General features: G+C 36.8%; 15 protein-coding genes. 7 read left to right on the top strand and 8 right to left on the bottom strand.

The window, feature by feature from the left end:
• The 5 genes from IW22_RS19880 to IW22_RS19860 form a co-directional block, all read right to left on the bottom strand.
• On the bottom strand, nt 1–594 hold the full coding sequence (locus tag IW22_RS19880) for a Crp/Fnr family transcriptional regulator (RefSeq protein WP_034730236.1): 594 nt from the start codon (nt 592–594) through the stop codon (nt 1–3).
• A complete protein-coding gene (ytxJ, locus tag IW22_RS19875; RefSeq protein WP_034730233.1) occupies nt 594–971 on the bottom strand; it encodes a bacillithiol system redox-active protein YtxJ in 378 nt (125 codons plus the stop codon). The genes IW22_RS19880 and ytxJ overlap by 1 nt, the downstream gene beginning before the upstream one ends.
• A complete protein-coding gene (locus IW22_RS19870; RefSeq protein WP_228384077.1) occupies nt 968–1,429 on the bottom strand; it encodes a DUF1569 domain-containing protein in 462 nt (153 codons plus the stop codon). The genes ytxJ and IW22_RS19870 overlap by 4 nt, the downstream gene beginning before the upstream one ends.
• Nucleotides 1,423–1,959 (bottom strand): YfiT family bacillithiol transferase, encoded by a 537-nt coding sequence (locus tag IW22_RS19865; RefSeq protein WP_034730231.1) that lies wholly within the window; start codon nt 1,957–1,959, stop codon nt 1,423–1,425. Before IW22_RS19865 ends, IW22_RS19870 begins: the two co-directional genes overlap by 7 nt.
• Before the next feature lie 551 nt (nt 1,960–2,510).
• The gene (locus IW22_RS19860; RefSeq protein ID WP_034730230.1) at nt 2,511–3,653 is read right to left on the bottom strand and encodes a DEAD/DEAH box helicase; all 1,143 of its coding nucleotides are present in this window, start codon (nt 3,651–3,653) and stop codon (nt 2,511–2,513) included.
• Nucleotides 3,654–3,829: 176 nt separating this feature from the next.
• On the opposite strand from IW22_RS19860, the gene pncA reads away from it, so the two are divergent.
• A complete protein-coding gene (gene pncA / locus IW22_RS19855) occupies nt 3,830–4,435 on the top strand; it encodes a bifunctional nicotinamidase/pyrazinamidase (protein ID WP_034730366.1) in 606 nt (201 codons plus the stop codon).
• A gap of 361 nt (nt 4,436–4,796) precedes the next feature.
• A complete protein-coding gene (locus IW22_RS19850; RefSeq protein WP_034730227.1) occupies nt 4,797–6,359 on the top strand; it encodes an amidase in 1,563 nt (520 codons plus the stop codon).
• A gap of 454 nt (nt 6,360–6,813) precedes the next feature.
• Here the strand turns inward: IW22_RS19850 and IW22_RS19845 are convergent, their stop codons facing one another.
• Nucleotides 6,814–7,737, bottom strand: coding sequence for a pseudouridine synthase (locus IW22_RS19845; protein ID WP_051891325.1), 924 nt, complete (start codon nt 7,735–7,737; stop codon nt 6,814–6,816).
• A 366-nt stretch (nt 7,738–8,103) separates the two neighbouring features.
• On the opposite strand from IW22_RS19845, the gene aroB reads away from it, so the two are divergent.
• Nucleotides 8,104–9,150 carry a 3-dehydroquinate synthase gene (aroB, locus tag IW22_RS19840; protein ID WP_034730220.1) on the top strand — a complete coding sequence of 349 codons (1,047 nt, stop codon included), beginning with the start codon at nt 8,104–8,106 and terminating at the stop codon, nt 9,148–9,150.
• 131 nt (nt 9,151–9,281) lie between these two features.
• Here aroB and IW22_RS19835 read toward each other — a convergent pair whose 3' ends face one another.
• A complete protein-coding gene (locus IW22_RS19835) occupies nt 9,282–10,034 on the bottom strand; it encodes a hypothetical protein (protein WP_131401769.1) in 753 nt (250 codons plus the stop codon).
• A 400-nt stretch (nt 10,035–10,434) separates the two neighbouring features.
• Between IW22_RS19835 and IW22_RS19830 the strand changes: the two genes are divergently transcribed.
• The 4 genes from IW22_RS19830 (at nt 10,435) to IW22_RS19815 (ending at nt 14,056) form a co-directional block, all read left to right on the top strand.
• Nucleotides 10,435–11,070, top strand: coding sequence for a porin family protein (locus IW22_RS19830; RefSeq protein ID WP_034730213.1), 636 nt, complete (start codon nt 10,435–10,437; stop codon nt 11,068–11,070).
• A gap of 327 nt (nt 11,071–11,397) precedes the next feature.
• Nucleotides 11,398–12,087, top strand: a complete 690-nt coding sequence (locus IW22_RS19825; RefSeq protein WP_034730210.1) for a porin family protein — start codon at nt 11,398–11,400, stop codon at nt 12,085–12,087.
• 181 nt (nt 12,088–12,268) lie between these two features.
• Nucleotides 12,269–12,961 (top strand): porin family protein, encoded by a 693-nt coding sequence (locus tag IW22_RS19820; protein WP_034730206.1) that lies wholly within the window; start codon nt 12,269–12,271, stop codon nt 12,959–12,961.
• Nucleotides 12,962–13,348: 387 nt separating this feature from the next.
• On the top strand, nt 13,349–14,056 hold the full coding sequence (locus IW22_RS19815) for a porin family protein (protein WP_051891324.1): 708 nt from the start codon (nt 13,349–13,351) through the stop codon (nt 14,054–14,056).
• 344 nt (nt 14,057–14,400) lie between these two features.
• Here the strand turns inward: IW22_RS19815 and IW22_RS19810 are convergent, their stop codons facing one another.
• A complete protein-coding gene (locus IW22_RS19810) occupies nt 14,401–15,348 on the bottom strand; it encodes a glycerophosphodiester phosphodiesterase family protein (RefSeq protein ID WP_034730202.1) in 948 nt (315 codons plus the stop codon).
• Nucleotides 15,349–15,440: the final 92 nt, after the last annotated feature.

The following is a 15,440-nucleotide window of genomic DNA, read 5'->3' as shown; positions in this document are numbered from 1 at the left end:
TTATTTATCCGGAACGAAATTTTTTCTGGCCAGTTCTTTCCTTACCCGGCTTAAGCTCTCAGGTGTGATACCAAGATAGGAAGCAATCATCCATTGCGGGACTCTGAGAAGAAGATCCGGGTACATTTTGATGAATTTCATATACCTTTCTTCCGCCGTTTCGCCCAATAGAGAATTGATCCTGTTCTGAAGACTTCTGATGTGTTTCTGCAATAAGAAATCACTTCTTTCGATACTGTTCGGGAACTGTTCTACCAGTTTGTTGAAGAAATCGGGATGAAGAAACAGAACTTCCGTGTCTTCCACCGCTTCTATATAGTAAATGGATTTTTCGTTAAAATATAAACTGCTTCGGTCAGAAATCAGCCAGCTTTCAGGAGCGAACTGTATGATGTGTTCCTTACCGTTTTTATCGATGGAATACATCTTTAAAAGCCCTTTTTCTACAAAGAATATATGCCTGCATATTTCACCATACTGTAAAAGAAACTGGTTTTTAGGTATTTTCTTTACTTCATAGTGTAAGCTGCACATGTTCACTTTTTCTATGGGAACATTGAGTACTTTAGCTAAATACGTGTTGATATTCTTCATTATACAATCTGGCTTATGGATATATCTTCGTGCGAAGCGCTGTTGATCACCTTCCCGTCTTCAATGATGATCAGCTGCGGGCTTTCATGCCTGATTTCAAGATCCTTGGATATTTTATTTGAAATCGCTCTGTGTTCCAGCAAATCTAGGTAATATAAATCCAGTTTATGATCTAAATTATCTATTTCTCTTTCAAAGTTTTTCAATACCGTTTTGCTGATGAAGCATCGTGTTGAATGTTTGAAAATAGCTATTGTATGGTGATACGAACTTTCAATGGCTTGGGCCAGATCTTCCTCAGATTCTATATTTTTCCAGAAAGATTTACGTTCAGGGGTGCTTTCTTTTCCTCCGAATATTTTATCAAAAAAACTCATACATTAAATTGTTTTAAATGATGATCAAGATGTTTGTACTCTAAAAATCCCCAGTCCTTTTCAGTCATTGCACCGAATAATCTGTGATGGTCCGGAAGCTCTTTTTTTTCAGATGCTGTCCGGAAATCCTTCAGTGTATTCAGCAGATTGGTTTTTGATTCATCAAAATCACATTCAAAATTAACGATTAGTTTTTGAAAAGTGGGCATGTTTCGGGGAATTCCGTTGTTAAAGACCTGCATTTCTATTTTGGTTGCTGCTCCTATCGCCTGAAAAAAGAGGTTAATATGAGGAAGTTCAATTTTCCTCAAAGGTACCTTAAGAACAAGCTCACAGTGCTTTAACATCTGGGAAACATTCATTTTCCCCCACCTTTTCGGAGCGTTTTTATTGAGCAGGGAAATCCTTTGAATGATCTCTTCAAAATAAACCGGATTGTGCAGACTCTTTTTTACCACCCTTTTTCCTTCTTCAGATTTTCGATGTGGGCAAAATGATGGTTGCAGTGCCAAACATATAAAGCAAGATAATTTCTCAGATCATAATTCTGATTTTGCTCGGGGTGATGAAAAGTCCTCTCGAACTGTTTATTGGTAAGGGTTTTAAGCAAAGCCGCCCATCTCTGGTGCGTTCCTTTGATCATTCTCATGGCCGGTTTTATCGGCATATTGGCGCTGTCCTGAAGTTCTGCCCATTTGGCCTCGTCATAAGGTCTTATAGTAGGATTATCCTCCGTTAATGCCAGTTTAAGACGGATAAAACTGTTGATATGACTGTCTGCAATATGGTTGACAAGCTGTCTTACCGTCCATCCTCCTTCTCTGTAAGGCGTGTCCAACTGATCATCAGAGAGGTCTTCTATCAAGGTTTTAAGCTTTTCAGGAAAATTTTTGATGACTTTAATGTATTCATCAAGTTTAATATCGCAGATGTTCTCAGGCTGTTGGTACTCACCTATCGGAAACCTCTTCTGTTCTAAGTTGCTCATTTTGTTAATTTTAATTTTTAAGTCTCAGTTTTTGTCCGGTCATTATTTTTTGGACGTTGTGTAGATGGCAGTTTTTGTAAATTTATCAAAAATCCAAGAATCTAAAATGAAAAAAGCGTTAATTGTATTTATTACGGATCAATTTTAAAAATTGGTGGCCAGGCAAAAATTGAACTAGTCTCAAAACTTAGTTAGCAGATGATCCGATTTGTTTTGCTAACAAAAAAAATATTATAAACATTAAGAAATTAAGATCTTAAAAAGATCGCGTGCTTAAAGAACTTAAAAAAAATCAATTTATTGATTTCTTCATTCTTAGTAATAAACACACTGCTTAAATCCTTAATGTTTAAATTAAGAAATAAACTAAAGTTTATTGAGGTTAAGAAAATTAAGATCAATTTTAAACAGACTCTGATAAGTTTGATTATACTTATTTTATTCCCAAAATTTTGAAACTAAGCCTTCATTACATCGAAATCCGGAATAATTTACTGATAAAAAAAGCTCCAATTCTATTAAAATTGAAGCTTATTATTTAAATCACTGTGCTAGTAACCGTGCAAATCAATGCCCTCGGTTCTTTGTAACGTTATTTTCTTACCCATTTTCTTTTGAATCACTCTGAAATGCTGTAATTCGTCATCTGTCAGAATATTGATCGCCGTTCCTTTTTCATTGGCACGACCTGTTCTACCGATACGGTGAATATAATCTAACGGGGAACGTGGTAACTCATAATTGATCACACATGGTAAAGACTCGATGTGGATACCACGGCCAATAAGATCTGTAGCTACTAAAATCTGAGCTCCGTTTACTTTAAACTCTTCCAGGTTATTTCTACGGGCACCCTGTGATTTCTGACTGTGAATGGCTACTGCCTTAATTTTATTCTTTTTAAGTTTTTCCACTAAATTATCAGCTGATCTTGTAGAGGAAACAAAGATCAACGCTTTTTCCACTTTCTTTTCCTTAATTAAATAACGTAAGAAAGGTCCTTTGTTTTCAGGAGAAACATGATAAGCTAATTGCTCAATATTATCAATTTCAACTTCTTCCTTTTTAATCTCAATCATTGTTGGATTAATGGACAAACGCTCCTTCATTTCAGCTACTTTATCATTTAAAGTTGCCGAAAACAAAGTCGTTTGCCTTCCGACAGGCATCAGGGCGAAAAGTTTATTCATTTCTTCTCCAAAACCTAACTGAAACATTTTATCCGCTTCATCTATAACCAAATGCTGAATTCCTGAAATACTTAAAGCATTATGATCAATCAAATCCAATAAACGGCCCGGTGTGGCAATAAGAACTTCCACCCCAAACATTCCTTTCATCTGCGGATTGATGGAAACCCCTCCATAAACCGCCATCGTACGGATCTCACGCTTCAGATTATCTGTAAAAGCTCTGAAAACTTCATCAATCTGAATCGCCAGCTCGCGGGTAGGAACCAATATTAAAACCTGAACATTACGGTCTTTTTTAACTTCTGCGTTTTGTAATTTCTCTAAAATAGGCATCACAAAACAGGCTGTTTTTCCGGAACCGGTCTGTGCAATTCCCATCAGATCTTTTCCCTGCAAAATAACAGGAATAGCCTGCTCCTGAATCGGGAACGGCTTCAGATACCCTAATTTATTGACAGAACGAATAATATTGTGTGATAATCCTAACGACTCAAATGACATAAAATACTTATTTCCTGCAAAGATAAGCTATTGATATTTGGTTTATATCCCGAAACCGGATGCTGACTGCAATTATTTTCTTTTTAGGGCGAAAAATTTATATTGCCGATTTGTCCGATAATTCAGTTTTGGACGATTTTTTGAGTATTTTTATCCAAAATTCGAGAAATCTCAATATGAAAAAAGCGTTAATAATCGTAGATGTACAGAATGATTTCTGTGAAGGCGGCGCATTAGCAGTTCCGGAAGCGAATGAAGTGATTCCATACATCAATCTTCTGATGGAGGAAAATGAATATGACCAAATCGTTCTTACTCAGGACTGGCATCCTGCCAATCATAAAAGTTTTGCCAGCAATAACAACAGAAAAGTCGGTGAAAGCATTATCCTGAATGGTGTTCCCCAGTTTATGTGGCCTGATCACTGTATCCAGGGAACTTTCGGGGCAGAATTTCATAAAGACTTAAACAGAGATAAAGTCACCCATATCATTCAAAAAGGAAAAAACACTGAAATCGATAGCTACAGCGGGTTTCAGGACAATAATCACTTTATGAAAACAGGACTTGATGATTTCCTTAAATATCATGAAATCCAATTGGTTGAAATTGTAGGTCTTGCGATGGATTACTGTGTGAAATTCACCTGTACAGATGCAGTGGCCAACGGATACATCACTTGTCTTCACTTCAACGGAACAAAAGCCGTTAATGTAAAACCTGAGAATGGTAGAGATGCTATTTATGAAATGATCCAGAAGGGGGTTACGATTTTGGGATAAGCTTGATGATTAGAAATTAATTGGGTGCGGGTTCCGGGTTTCGGTATCTTGCTGCATATTAATTTTCAGTTTATCATTGACTATAAATATTGAAGACGTGGAATTTTTTCTGCGTCTTTTTTGATTGTTGTCTGGGCTGGATTAACTTATCACTTATAACTCATAATACATAACTTTCTAAACTACCCCGTCTTTTTGCTTCGCAAAAATCCACCCCTTCAGGGAAGGGGAATTAGGGTCGAGAACTATTTGTCGTAGGCAGAGAGATATTTCGGAACCCGGAATCCATATCCCGCATCAAACTCATAACTCCTAACCCAGGTTTTCAGATAATTATCTATATTTGAAAGAAATACACCGAATGAAAAAAAGCATTGTATTGGCAGCATTTTTCACTGCTGTTCTGGGAAAAGCTCAAAACACAACCCATAATGAATTTAAATATCTGGAATATGATATCCAGAAAATTCAAAGTCTTTACAAAGACAAAAAAACGACGGTAAAAGAAGTAGTGGAAGCTTATCTGAAGCGCATCAATGATGTTGATAAAAACGGAGTCAAGCTTAATTCAATCATCACCGTCAATCCGGATGCGGTCAGAATTGCAGATTCTTTGGATCATATCAGTTCAAAATTTAAAAATAAACCACTGTTTGGAATTCCTGTTTTACTGAAAGACAATATAGACACCCACGATAAAATGCCGAATACCGCAGGATCTTTGGCATTAAAGAATTCTTTTCCGCTACAGGACAGTTATCTGGTAAAAAAATTAAGAGAAGCCGGCGCCGTTATCATCGGAAAAACCAATCTCAGCGAATGGGCCAATTTCCGGGGAATGAAATCTACCAGCGGCTGGAGCGGACTCGGTGGCCTGACAAAAAATCCATACATTTTAGATAGAAATACCTGCGGATCCAGTGCCGGTTCCGGAGCGGCTATCTCTGCCAATCTGGGTATTGTGGCTATTGGCACGGAAACCAACGGATCTATCGTCTGTCCTTCCAGTATCAATGGAATCGTAGGGCTAAAACCAACGGTGGGATTAATTTCAAGACAGGGAATCATCCCTATTTCAAGTACACAGGACACGCCGGGACCTATGGCAAGAACCGTGAAAGACGTTGCGATAAGTTTGGGAACTATGGTAGGTGAAGATAAAAATGACGTGAAAACCTTTGGAAATACTCCATTTCTTCATAAAGACTACACCCCATTCCTGAATTTAAAAGGATTGAAAGGAAAAAGATTAGGATATGTAAAAGGAATCACCAACGGCGCCAGCAAAAAAGTGGATGAACTGTTTTTACAGACCTTAAAGGTTTTAGAAAGTCAGGGAGCTGTTATCGTAGAAATAGAAAAAGATCTGCTTTCCCAAGAAGTATATGAAAAATCTCTGGAACTGATGATTGATGAATATAAAGATGGAATCAACGATTATCTTGCCTCACTGGGTAAAAATGCACCAGTAAAAAATATAGACGAACTGATTGCTTTCAATAAAAATAATAAAGAAGAGCTAAAATATTTCGGGCAGGAATATCTGGAAATGGCTGCAAAAAGTAATGGCACCAAAGAAGAAGGCTATGCCAAAGCCATAAAAACAGCACAGGAAGGCAGCCGTGAGAAGGGAATTGATCTCGCTATGAAAAAATACAATCTGGATGCGATCATTTCCCCAACAACGACAGAAGCCTGGAAAACCGATTTAATAAACGGAGATCATTACACGTTCGGAAGTGCAGATGCGGCAGCCATTGCGGGATATCCAAGCATTACGCTGACGATGGGCTATATCGACGGACTTCCTGTCGGTATTTTATTTTCTGCCGAAAAATGGAGCGAAGGAAAACTGATTAATATGGCTTATACTTTTGAACAGGCGAGTCCGCAGAGGAAGGTTCCGCAGTTTTTGAAGGAATAACAGGTTGTGGGTTCTGAGAAGATAAGGATTTTATTTTGACTTAAAGTTAATGGGATCAATTTAAAAACTTGAGGAATGGGAAAGCTTTTTTCACGCAAAGGTCTATTTTGATACCGATGATTTAAGGCTGCAAAGAAGGAATCAATTTCATTGATTCGATTAAGCGGATGTTGTAAACCGATCACTTCATAAGTGACGCAGTCAAAGTCTTTGCCTTCCTCAAAACTAAACGTTAGCAAGATGAAGCTTTACGTTAAAAAATTTTACCCGCTCCCCAAATTTTGCAGGTAATCGTTTAATTGATATAAAAAACAAAAAAGCGCGGAAATAAAATTTCCACGCTTTTTATACTTTATAATTCTCTTCTAATGCTTAGAATTCAGCTTTCCATTGTGATTCATAACCCGAATACCGACTTCTCGAAACTCCGTACTACGAATCCCACAACGGGCTATTAAAGCATTTTAAGATTATTAACTTCCAGTTCTGTAAGGATTCTCCAGTGTCCACGTTTGATGTTTTTCTTGGTCATTCCGGCAAACATTACTCTGTCTAAAGCTTCCACTTCGTATCCAAGTCTTTGGAAAATTCTTCTGATAACACGGTTCCATCCGATATGAATTTCAATTCCGATTTCATTTTTAGGTTTCCCTTCAATGAATGAAATCTGATCTACTACCGCGATTCCTTCGTCAAGACGAATTCCTTCTACGATAAGTCTCATGTCTTCATTGGTCAGTTTTTTATCCAGTGTCACATGATAGATCTTTTTAGCATCAAAAGATGGATGCGTCAGTTTTTTCGTCATGTGTCCGTCATTCGTTAAAAGAATAACTCCGGTTGTAGAACGGTCAAGTCTTCCAACAGGGAAAAGACGGTACGGTGATGCATTCGCTACCAGATCCATTACGGTTTTTCTGGCTTTGTCATCTTTAGTGGTAGAAATATATCCTTTCGGTTTATTTAAAAGCACATATACCGGTTTTTCAGGGGTAATACCCTGTCCGTCAAAAACTACTTTATCGGTCTTCTGAACCTGATAGCCCATTTCGTTCACCACTACTCCGTTTACTTCTACCAGCCCCTGCGTGATCAGTTCGTCAGCTTCTCTTCTGCTGCAGATCCCGGAGTTTGCGATATACTTATTAAGACGGATGGTGTCTTTATGAACATCTTTTTCAATCTTGTTTAACCTTCTTTTCTGTACAAAAGATCTTGCCTTATCTTCATTTTTGTCATCTCCACTTGATGGTCTTCTTCCGTACTTCAGGCTGCCTCTTTCATACTTGTCTCTGGCATCAAAACTCTTTGCACCTCCTCTTTTTGCAGCTGGCTTACCAAAAGTCTTTCTCTCACGTCCTTCAGTTGAATTGGTAATGAAAGCTCTGCTTGCCGGTTTTTCACCAGCTTCTTCATCGCTGCTTTTTGCACTGTCATCACTTCTTTTGAAAGGTTTCTGTCCAAACTTTGAATTACCGCCTTTACTGTCGAAATTTCTTTCGCCTGCTTTAGGAAAAGGTTTCTTAAAAGGTTTTGATCCTGAAGAATTTCCAGATCTGGAAGCACGAGAATCATCAGAATTGTTTCTTGTTGAAGTTCTTGGTCTTTTGGGTCTTTCTGAATTATTATTATCTCTGCTCATTTCTAAAAATTTCTGCAAAGATAGTAATTTAGTTACGAGTTAAAAATTAAGAATCATAACTTTGCAGAATAGTTTTATTTTAATTTTAAAGAAACTCCAATAATGATAACAATATTAAACGATGATTTTTCTCAATTAAACAGTTTTCTACACGAAAAATCTTTCAGTAAAATCTTTATTTTAGTTGATGAAAACACCCATGAATATTGTCTTCCGGTCCTTTTGGGCAATATGGAAACAGACTTAGGTTTTGAAATTTTAGAGATTGAGGCGGGTGAGGAAATGAAAAATATCCAGACCGCGAATCAGCTTTGGGAAATTCTTACCGAAATGCAGGCGGACAGAAAAGCATTGGTCATCAATCTTGGTGGCGGTGTGATCACAGATATGGGTGGTTTTATTGCATCTACCTATAAAAGAGGGGTTCAGTTCATCAATATCCCTACTACCCTTTTATCCATGTGTGATGCTTCTATAGGCGGAAAAACTGGAATAGATCTGATGCATTATAAAAATATGGTAGGAACTTTTGCCTTCCCGGAACAGATCTTTATTTATCCTAAATTTTTAAAAACCCTTCCTTTTAAAGAATTACGCAGCGGTTTTGCAGAAATGCTGAAGCACGGTCTTATCGCTGACAAAGCACATTGGGACAGTCTGATTCAGATTCATAAACTGGATGTGGAAACGGTGGTTCCTCATATTCAGACTTCCATGGATATCAAGCAGGACGTTGTAGAAAAGGACTTCCATGAAAAAAACATCAGAAAAACCCTGAATTTCGGGCACACGATAGGACATTCGGTGGAGAGTCTTTGTCTGAGCCAGGGAAATCCTATCCTTCATGGAGAGGCAGTCGCTATGGGAATGATCTGCGAAGCGCATCTGGCCAATCTTGAAGATCTTATTACTGAGGAAGATGCCACTTTTATCATCGAAAATATTAAGAGGTATTATCCTTACCTTGATATCAGCGACTTTACAGACGAGAGTATTACGGAACTTCTGCTTAATGATAAAAAGAATTCTGACAGCAAAATTAATTTCTCCCTGCTTACGGGAATAGGATCATGTACGTATGATTACCAGTGCAGCCAGGAAAACATTTTGAAATCTTTAGAATTTTACAGAAAGCTGGACACAGTTTAAGTTTAAAGTTAGAATCTACAAAAGATTAAGATATGCCAACTAACCATGTCAAGATTTCGAACCTTGACATGGTTCTAATTAACGGAAACTATTAAAATTATCAGCTGATACTCCATCTCCCGCTTCCATTCCTAATTCCCCGATATTTTTCGCTGTAAGCGCCCTTTAATCGTTTGATAAACCTCTTCCAGCTCGTTGGTATCATTATATAAATAAGGAAGGTAAAAACCTACTCCTTCTACTTTAACTCTTATCTTGTTTCCCATCCACTTATCGATTACCATATTGACTGTCAACTGATCTGTAAAATAAGCTTTCTCCATTTTCGTTCGAAAAAACATAGAGACTGCCTGAAAGTTCCGTGTTCCGGTCCCAAAGTCATAGATTGGGAAAAATTCAAAACTATCGTCGTTTATAATAAGCTGTACAATCTTTTTCCTTCGGATGAATAATTTGATTCCGGTGAAAATGCTGTACACTGATGCCAGAAATAAAATAAACAATAAAACCAACATCACAATAAGCGCAGCAGACTTTCCCGTTTGAATTTCTTTTACAATTCCGGGAACCATGGGAAGTAAAAAATAAATAAAAAACGCGGGCAACACGATCATCACCAGACTGAGCGTTGTGCTTCTGTAAGATGAAATAAAGAACAGTTTCTGTTCGCCAGCATCCCGATGAACTGTCGTCAAAGGCGGAGGAACTGCTGTAAAAAAGTCATAAATGAATTTTACCGTCAGGAGCAGGATCACAACACCCACCCCTGACATCACATAAATAGTGAAAGGATATTCAATGATGCCTGAAACCATTACAAACATGGCTGCCACCATTAATACAATAAGGCTTACCGTAAATCTTACTATCTTTTTATGTTCCATCGGAGCCTTTTGTTTATGGTTATATCATATACGAAATCACTGAAATGATTCTTTATCAGGTTTTTCCGACTGAGTACAAATCATTAAAAGCTTTCATTACAATATTACATCTTATTATGAAATAACATTGTTTTTAACTTATTTTAATAGAATCCAGAACAGTTTTAGACAAGTTACAATTTAGATCATTTCTAAACAAACGTTTAATAGGAAATATAAAATACTGTAAATCAAATAATTGAATACTACTAACTTTAAAATATAAGCTACTAAACAACTGACTTTTGTCATGTAAATTATTTTTGGCAAGCAATTTGAAAGATACTCTGCGTTCAACCAAAAAATTGAACGGTAGTAAAATTTAAAATTAAGAATAGTAAAATATTAAAAAATTAAAGTTATGAAAAAGTTAATTTTAGGATTAGCAGTAACTGCAAGTTCACTGGCATTCGCACAACAGACTCCAAAGTCTTCATCTAACCCGGTAACATTTGGTGTAAAAGGTGGGATGAACGTATCTTCTCTTTCTAAAGACGAAGGTTTAGATGATCAAAAATCTAAAATCGGTTTCAATGCAGGTGTATTTGCTAACATTCCAGTTGCAGAATCATTCAGCATTCAGCCGGAGGTTTTATATTCTCAGTACGGTTCAAAAGCAGATTATACTGTATTAGGAAATAAGTATTCTTCTTCAACTAAATTAGATTATATTGCTGTACCGGTAATGTTCCAGTACAACCTGATCCCTAATCTATTTGTAGAGGCAGGTCCTGAGTTTGGTTTTATGGTGAGTGCAAAAAACAAAATCAAAAACGAATCTAACGGAAACTCTACCACTTCTGATAACTACAAAGATGATTTAAAAACATTCAACTTTGGGATCGGTCTTGGAGCAGGATATTACTTCACAGACAACTTCGGAATTACAGCTAGATATGTTGCTGGTTTAACAGATGTAGCTAAAAACAGACCTAACGGATCTGATGCTGTAAGAAACAACACATTCCAGGTAGGATTAGCTTATAAATTCAAATAATAAGCTTTAACATTCAGATAACAAATTTTATATTCAATAGAAAGCCGGACTATGTATTTAGTCCGGTTTTTTTGTGTGGAAAATTTTCTCCATTCAGCATTTTTGGCAAGGAGTTTGCGTATATCAGATAAGCCGGAAGACATTGATGTTTTAATCAGTATCTGAAAGCAAAAAGTTTCTTCATATACAAATTGATTTCAATAGAAAAGGTCAGGTTTATTCATTTAAACCTGACCTTTTCGCGTAAAACATGATATTTATCAGTTTAATCCCTTTGGCGGGAATTTTGCTGCAGTGTGGGAACATAAGTTTAAACTTTAAAAAATCATGAAAAAACTAATTTTAGGATTAGCATTTGCAGGAAGCCTTTTGGTGAATGCACAGGAAAAAACTAAATCTGCATCTGCATCACCAGTAACTTTCGGAGTTAAAGCTGGATTCAACGCTTCTACTCTTAGTAAAGCTGACCAGTATGACAACGATCAGAAACTGAAGCCAGGTTTTAATGCCGGAGTATTTGTAAACATTCCGGTAGCAGAGAAATTCAGCATTCAGCCTGAACTTCTTTTCAGCCAATTGGGTTCAAAAACTGAAGAAAGAGAGCAGTACTACGTTAATTCTGATAAATACAGAAGAGAAGTTGAGTACAAAAAAACACTGAACTATCTTACGGTTCCCGTAATGGTACAGTACAATATCCTACCTCAGCTTTATGTAGAAGCAGGACCTGAGTTCGGATTTCTTTTAGGAGGAAAGGACAAAGGAGATATTACCACGACTGTAACTTCAGGAAACACTACAACTACACAAACAACAAGCTTTTCGGATAAAATTGTTAAAGATCTTCACAATAAATTCAATTTCGGTATCGGTATCGGAGCGGGATATTATTTCACTCAGAACTTTGGGGTAACAGCCAGATTCACTGCAGGTATTACAGATATTTATAAGGACAATAGTTCAGATGCCATTAGAAATAATGCATTCCAGGTGGGTGTAGCTTACAAATTCAAATAATCAATATTTATATCGAAAAATGCTGGAATTTTATTTAATTCAGTGTTGGTAAAAAGAGTACAAAAGGTCAGGTTTATTCGTTTAAGCCTGGTCTTTTGATTTATAATAAGACTTTTTTAAATTTACTCATCTTGATGGGAATTCTACCACAGGCTAAGAAAATAATCTAAACTTCATAATCATGAGAAAAATAATTTTAGGATTGGCCATTTCATTGGGCTCGCTGGCATTTGCACAGGAAAAAACAGAAACTAAATCTAAATCTCCTATTACTTTTGGAGTAAAGGGAGGAATGAACATTTCTTCTCATACCAATGGAAATGAAGATAACTATTATTGGTCAAAATATGAGCGAAATGCAAAAATTGGCTTTAATGCAGGTGTTTTCGTTAATATCCCAATCTCGGGTAAATTCAGTGTTCAGCCGGAAATCTTGTATAACGGACTGGGTTCAAAAATAAAAAGTTCCATCAATTTTGATATTCCTTCAGCCAGAATGGACAATAAAGAAACTCTCTCTTTAAGCTATCTTTCAGTTCCTGTAATGCTGCAGTACAACCTATTACCTGAATTATATGTAGAAGCAGGTCCTGAATTCGGGTTTCTGCTGGGTGGAAAAAGCAAAGGTGACTTTACCCAAACCAGCAATATAGACGGGTCAAGCAGTACACAGAGTTATTCTGATAAAATTGCTATGTCCATGTTCAATAAATTCAATTTCGGAATCGGTATTGGAACAGGATATTACTTTACTCAAAACCTTGCGGTGACGGCGAGATTTACAGCAGGTCTAACCAATGTTTATAATTATGGTAATTCGGATGCGGTTAGAAATAATGCATTTCAGGTAGGCTTAGCATATAAATTCAAATAGAGATATATTATTTTCACCTTAATGTCGGATCTCTTCGGAGGTCCGGCATTTTTTATCTTAACATGATTTCAGAAAGGCTTTGTCGTTTGTAATCTTTTCAAAAGTTTAAAAAATGGATATTAATCATCTTATTTTCCCCGGTTTAATTTCTATATTAAATCATCAACATAAACACGTTTTAGCATAAAATCATGATCAAAAAACTGGATTTCATAATAAAATTTTTCATAAAAATTCGTTAAAAGAAGATAAAACACAATAACCAAAACCCTTCCTAAAGCCCTTCAAATAAGGATTTTCCGAGTTTGGCAAGCATTTTGCAAAATAATTCAAGTCTGATTGAAAAACCGGACACGAAGTACAACAGTAAAATTAAAAAATAAAATTATGAAGAAGTTATTTCTAGGGTTGGCAGTTACTGCTGGCATGATGACATTTGCTCAGGAAACAAAAACAGTAACTCCGGAACCTATCAAAAAAGAAAAACAACCGATCAGATTTGGTATCAAAGCAGGGGGAAACTCTTCTTACTTCAGTGAGCAGAAATTAAGCCTTAATAACCAGAAAGTCGGATTCCATGCTGGGGTTTTAGTTAATATTCCAATTTCTCAGAAATTCAGCTTGCAGCCAGAGGTTTTATACAACCAGTTAGGAGCCAGAAGCGTGATCTCATCTACAGATGTAACTACGGGTGCTACGAACGTTAAAACGAAAAGCGAGTACAAAACTACCATGAACTATATCTCAGTTCCTCTAATGGTACAAATGAGACCTACTGAAAGATTTTATGTAGAGGCAGGTCCTGAATTCAGCTATTTCATCAACGGAAAAAACTCCGGAGACAGCACGATTTCTACGACAACAGGTGGTATTACCACAACTCAGTCGGTATCTAACTCTGAAGACATTAACAAAGATAATGTTAACAAATTTAATTTAGGATTAGGTTTAGGTCTTGGATATGATATTACTCAAAACCTGGGAATCAACGCAAGATACATCAACAGTCTTACGGATATGAGAAACCAAAAGCCTGAGGGTACAGAACCATTGAACCACAGAGCATTTCAGTTAGGTCTGAATTACAAGTTCTAATAAGAGACAATCAATTATTTAACCTATAGTAAAGTCCGGATTTAATTTTTTTAAGTCCGGACTTTCGTTTTTTGGTTAATTATGATTTCAGATGCTAGATTTCACATATTATGGATGGTGGCTTCGAGTGGCCTCAGCCACCAGGTATTTGTCATTTATTCAATGCTTCTCAATGCATTAAACTCTCAAACCCTAAAACCCTAAAACACTCCGACACATAAACCATAAAACACTCCGACACATAAACCATAAAACGCTCCGACACTCCAACATACAAAACCCGCACTTCGCATTCCGAAACTCTCAAACCCTAAAACACTCCCACCCTCAAACCTCTTTACCGGTTATTCAAATATCCGCGGATCATCGCTGATCACTCCGTCTATTCCCATCTCTTTTAATTCTTTTAATCTTTCTTTGGTATTGACGGTCCATGGGATCACTTTCATCCCCAATGCGTGGCATTCCTGTACCAATTTTGAAGTCACAAGTGTATGTTCAGGGCTGTAAATGGTTGGGGTAAAACTCAGAAATTTCATATCTCCTGCCACACCATTCAAATGATTCGGATACTGTTTGAATTTTTCAACAGGTATATTTTCGAAATGAGTCTGCTGCTGGGCTATCTTTTTATCATCGACTTTTTCTACCAGCAAAGCAGTCATGATCTTAGGGTATTCTTTATGGATAATTTCCAGTGTTCTGGGATCAAATGACTGAATAATGACCCGGTCCTGAATGCCTTTTTTGACGATAATCTTCATCATCAGATCGACAAATTCCTTAGGTTCCGGATGAAATATATTGTCGGAAAAAGGACGTGTTTTGGTTTCTATATTATAAAACGGCAAAGGTCTTTTAAGTTCGCGGGAATAAGCCTCACAGGCATCTACTACATCTGCGAAGAGCGGTTTCTGAACCTTCATTTTCTTCTGGTCAGGATAGCGGTCAAGCTTCTTTGAACCTACGTCAAAGGTCTGAATCTTTGCATAGGACATATCATAAATTTTATAGTAAAACCCGGAGTCTTTCGGAATATAAGTTCCGTCCGGTTTTGTTATTAATTCAGGGGAAAGAAAAGCATCATGGGAAAGGATTACTTTTTTGTCTTTCGTGATCGCAAGGTCCATTTCGAGTGTCGTTACATTCATTTTCAGGGCATTCTTCATGGCCGGAATTGTATTTTCAGGATACAGGGACTTTCCGCCACGGTGTGCCTGATTATCAAAAGTCTGAGAGGAATACCATTGGGTCAGTACCAGAAAAGCACCGGTTAAAAATACGTTCTTCATTTTGCTACAGTTTAAGGAAACAAATTTAGAATTTGCCCCTGTACTGTATGATAAAGGAATATTAAGCTTTTGATACATTTATAAAAACAAAA

The organism is Chryseobacterium sp. JM1, from assembly GCF_000737715.1.
Taxonomy (GTDB): domain Bacteria; phylum Bacteroidota; class Bacteroidia; order Flavobacteriales; family Weeksellaceae; genus Chryseobacterium.
Note: the sequence above shows the minus strand (reverse complement) of the source record. Positions and strands in the feature narration are given on the sequence as shown.

Excerpts from the sequence above, each read along its gene's own strand:
- IW22_RS19825 (WP_034730210.1), top strand. The coding sequence starts at position 11,398 with ATGAAAAAACTAATTTTAGGATTAGCATTTGCAGGAAGCCTTTTGGTG.
- IW22_RS19810 (WP_034730202.1), bottom strand. The coding sequence starts at position 15,348 with ATGAAGAACGTATTTTTAACCGGTGCTTTTCTGGTACTGACCCAATGG.
- aroB (WP_034730220.1), top strand. The coding sequence starts at position 8,104 with ATGATAACAATATTAAACGATGATTTTTCTCAATTAAACAGTTTTCTA.
- ytxJ (WP_034730233.1), bottom strand. The coding sequence starts at position 971 with ATGAGTTTTTTTGATAAAATATTCGGAGGAAAAGAAAGCACCCCTGAA.
- IW22_RS19815 (WP_051891324.1), top strand. The coding sequence starts at position 13,349 with ATGAAGAAGTTATTTCTAGGGTTGGCAGTTACTGCTGGCATGATGACA.
- IW22_RS19820 (WP_034730206.1), top strand. The coding sequence starts at position 12,269 with ATGAGAAAAATAATTTTAGGATTGGCCATTTCATTGGGCTCGCTGGCA.
- pncA (WP_034730366.1), top strand. The coding sequence starts at position 3,830 with ATGAAAAAAGCGTTAATAATCGTAGATGTACAGAATGATTTCTGTGAA.
- IW22_RS19850 (WP_034730227.1), top strand. The coding sequence starts at position 4,797 with ATGAAAAAAAGCATTGTATTGGCAGCATTTTTCACTGCTGTTCTGGGA.
- IW22_RS19830 (WP_034730213.1), top strand. The coding sequence starts at position 10,435 with ATGAAAAAGTTAATTTTAGGATTAGCAGTAACTGCAAGTTCACTGGCA.
- IW22_RS19880 (WP_034730236.1), bottom strand. The coding sequence starts at position 594 with ATGAAGAATATCAACACGTATTTAGCTAAAGTACTCAATGTTCCCATA.
- IW22_RS19860 (WP_034730230.1), bottom strand. The coding sequence starts at position 3,653 with ATGTCATTTGAGTCGTTAGGATTATCACACAATATTATTCGTTCTGTC.
- IW22_RS19865 (WP_034730231.1), bottom strand. The coding sequence starts at position 1,959 with ATGAGCAACTTAGAACAGAAGAGGTTTCCGATAGGTGAGTACCAACAG.
- IW22_RS19835 (WP_131401769.1), bottom strand. The coding sequence starts at position 10,034 with ATGGAACATAAAAAGATAGTAAGATTTACGGTAAGCCTTATTGTATTA.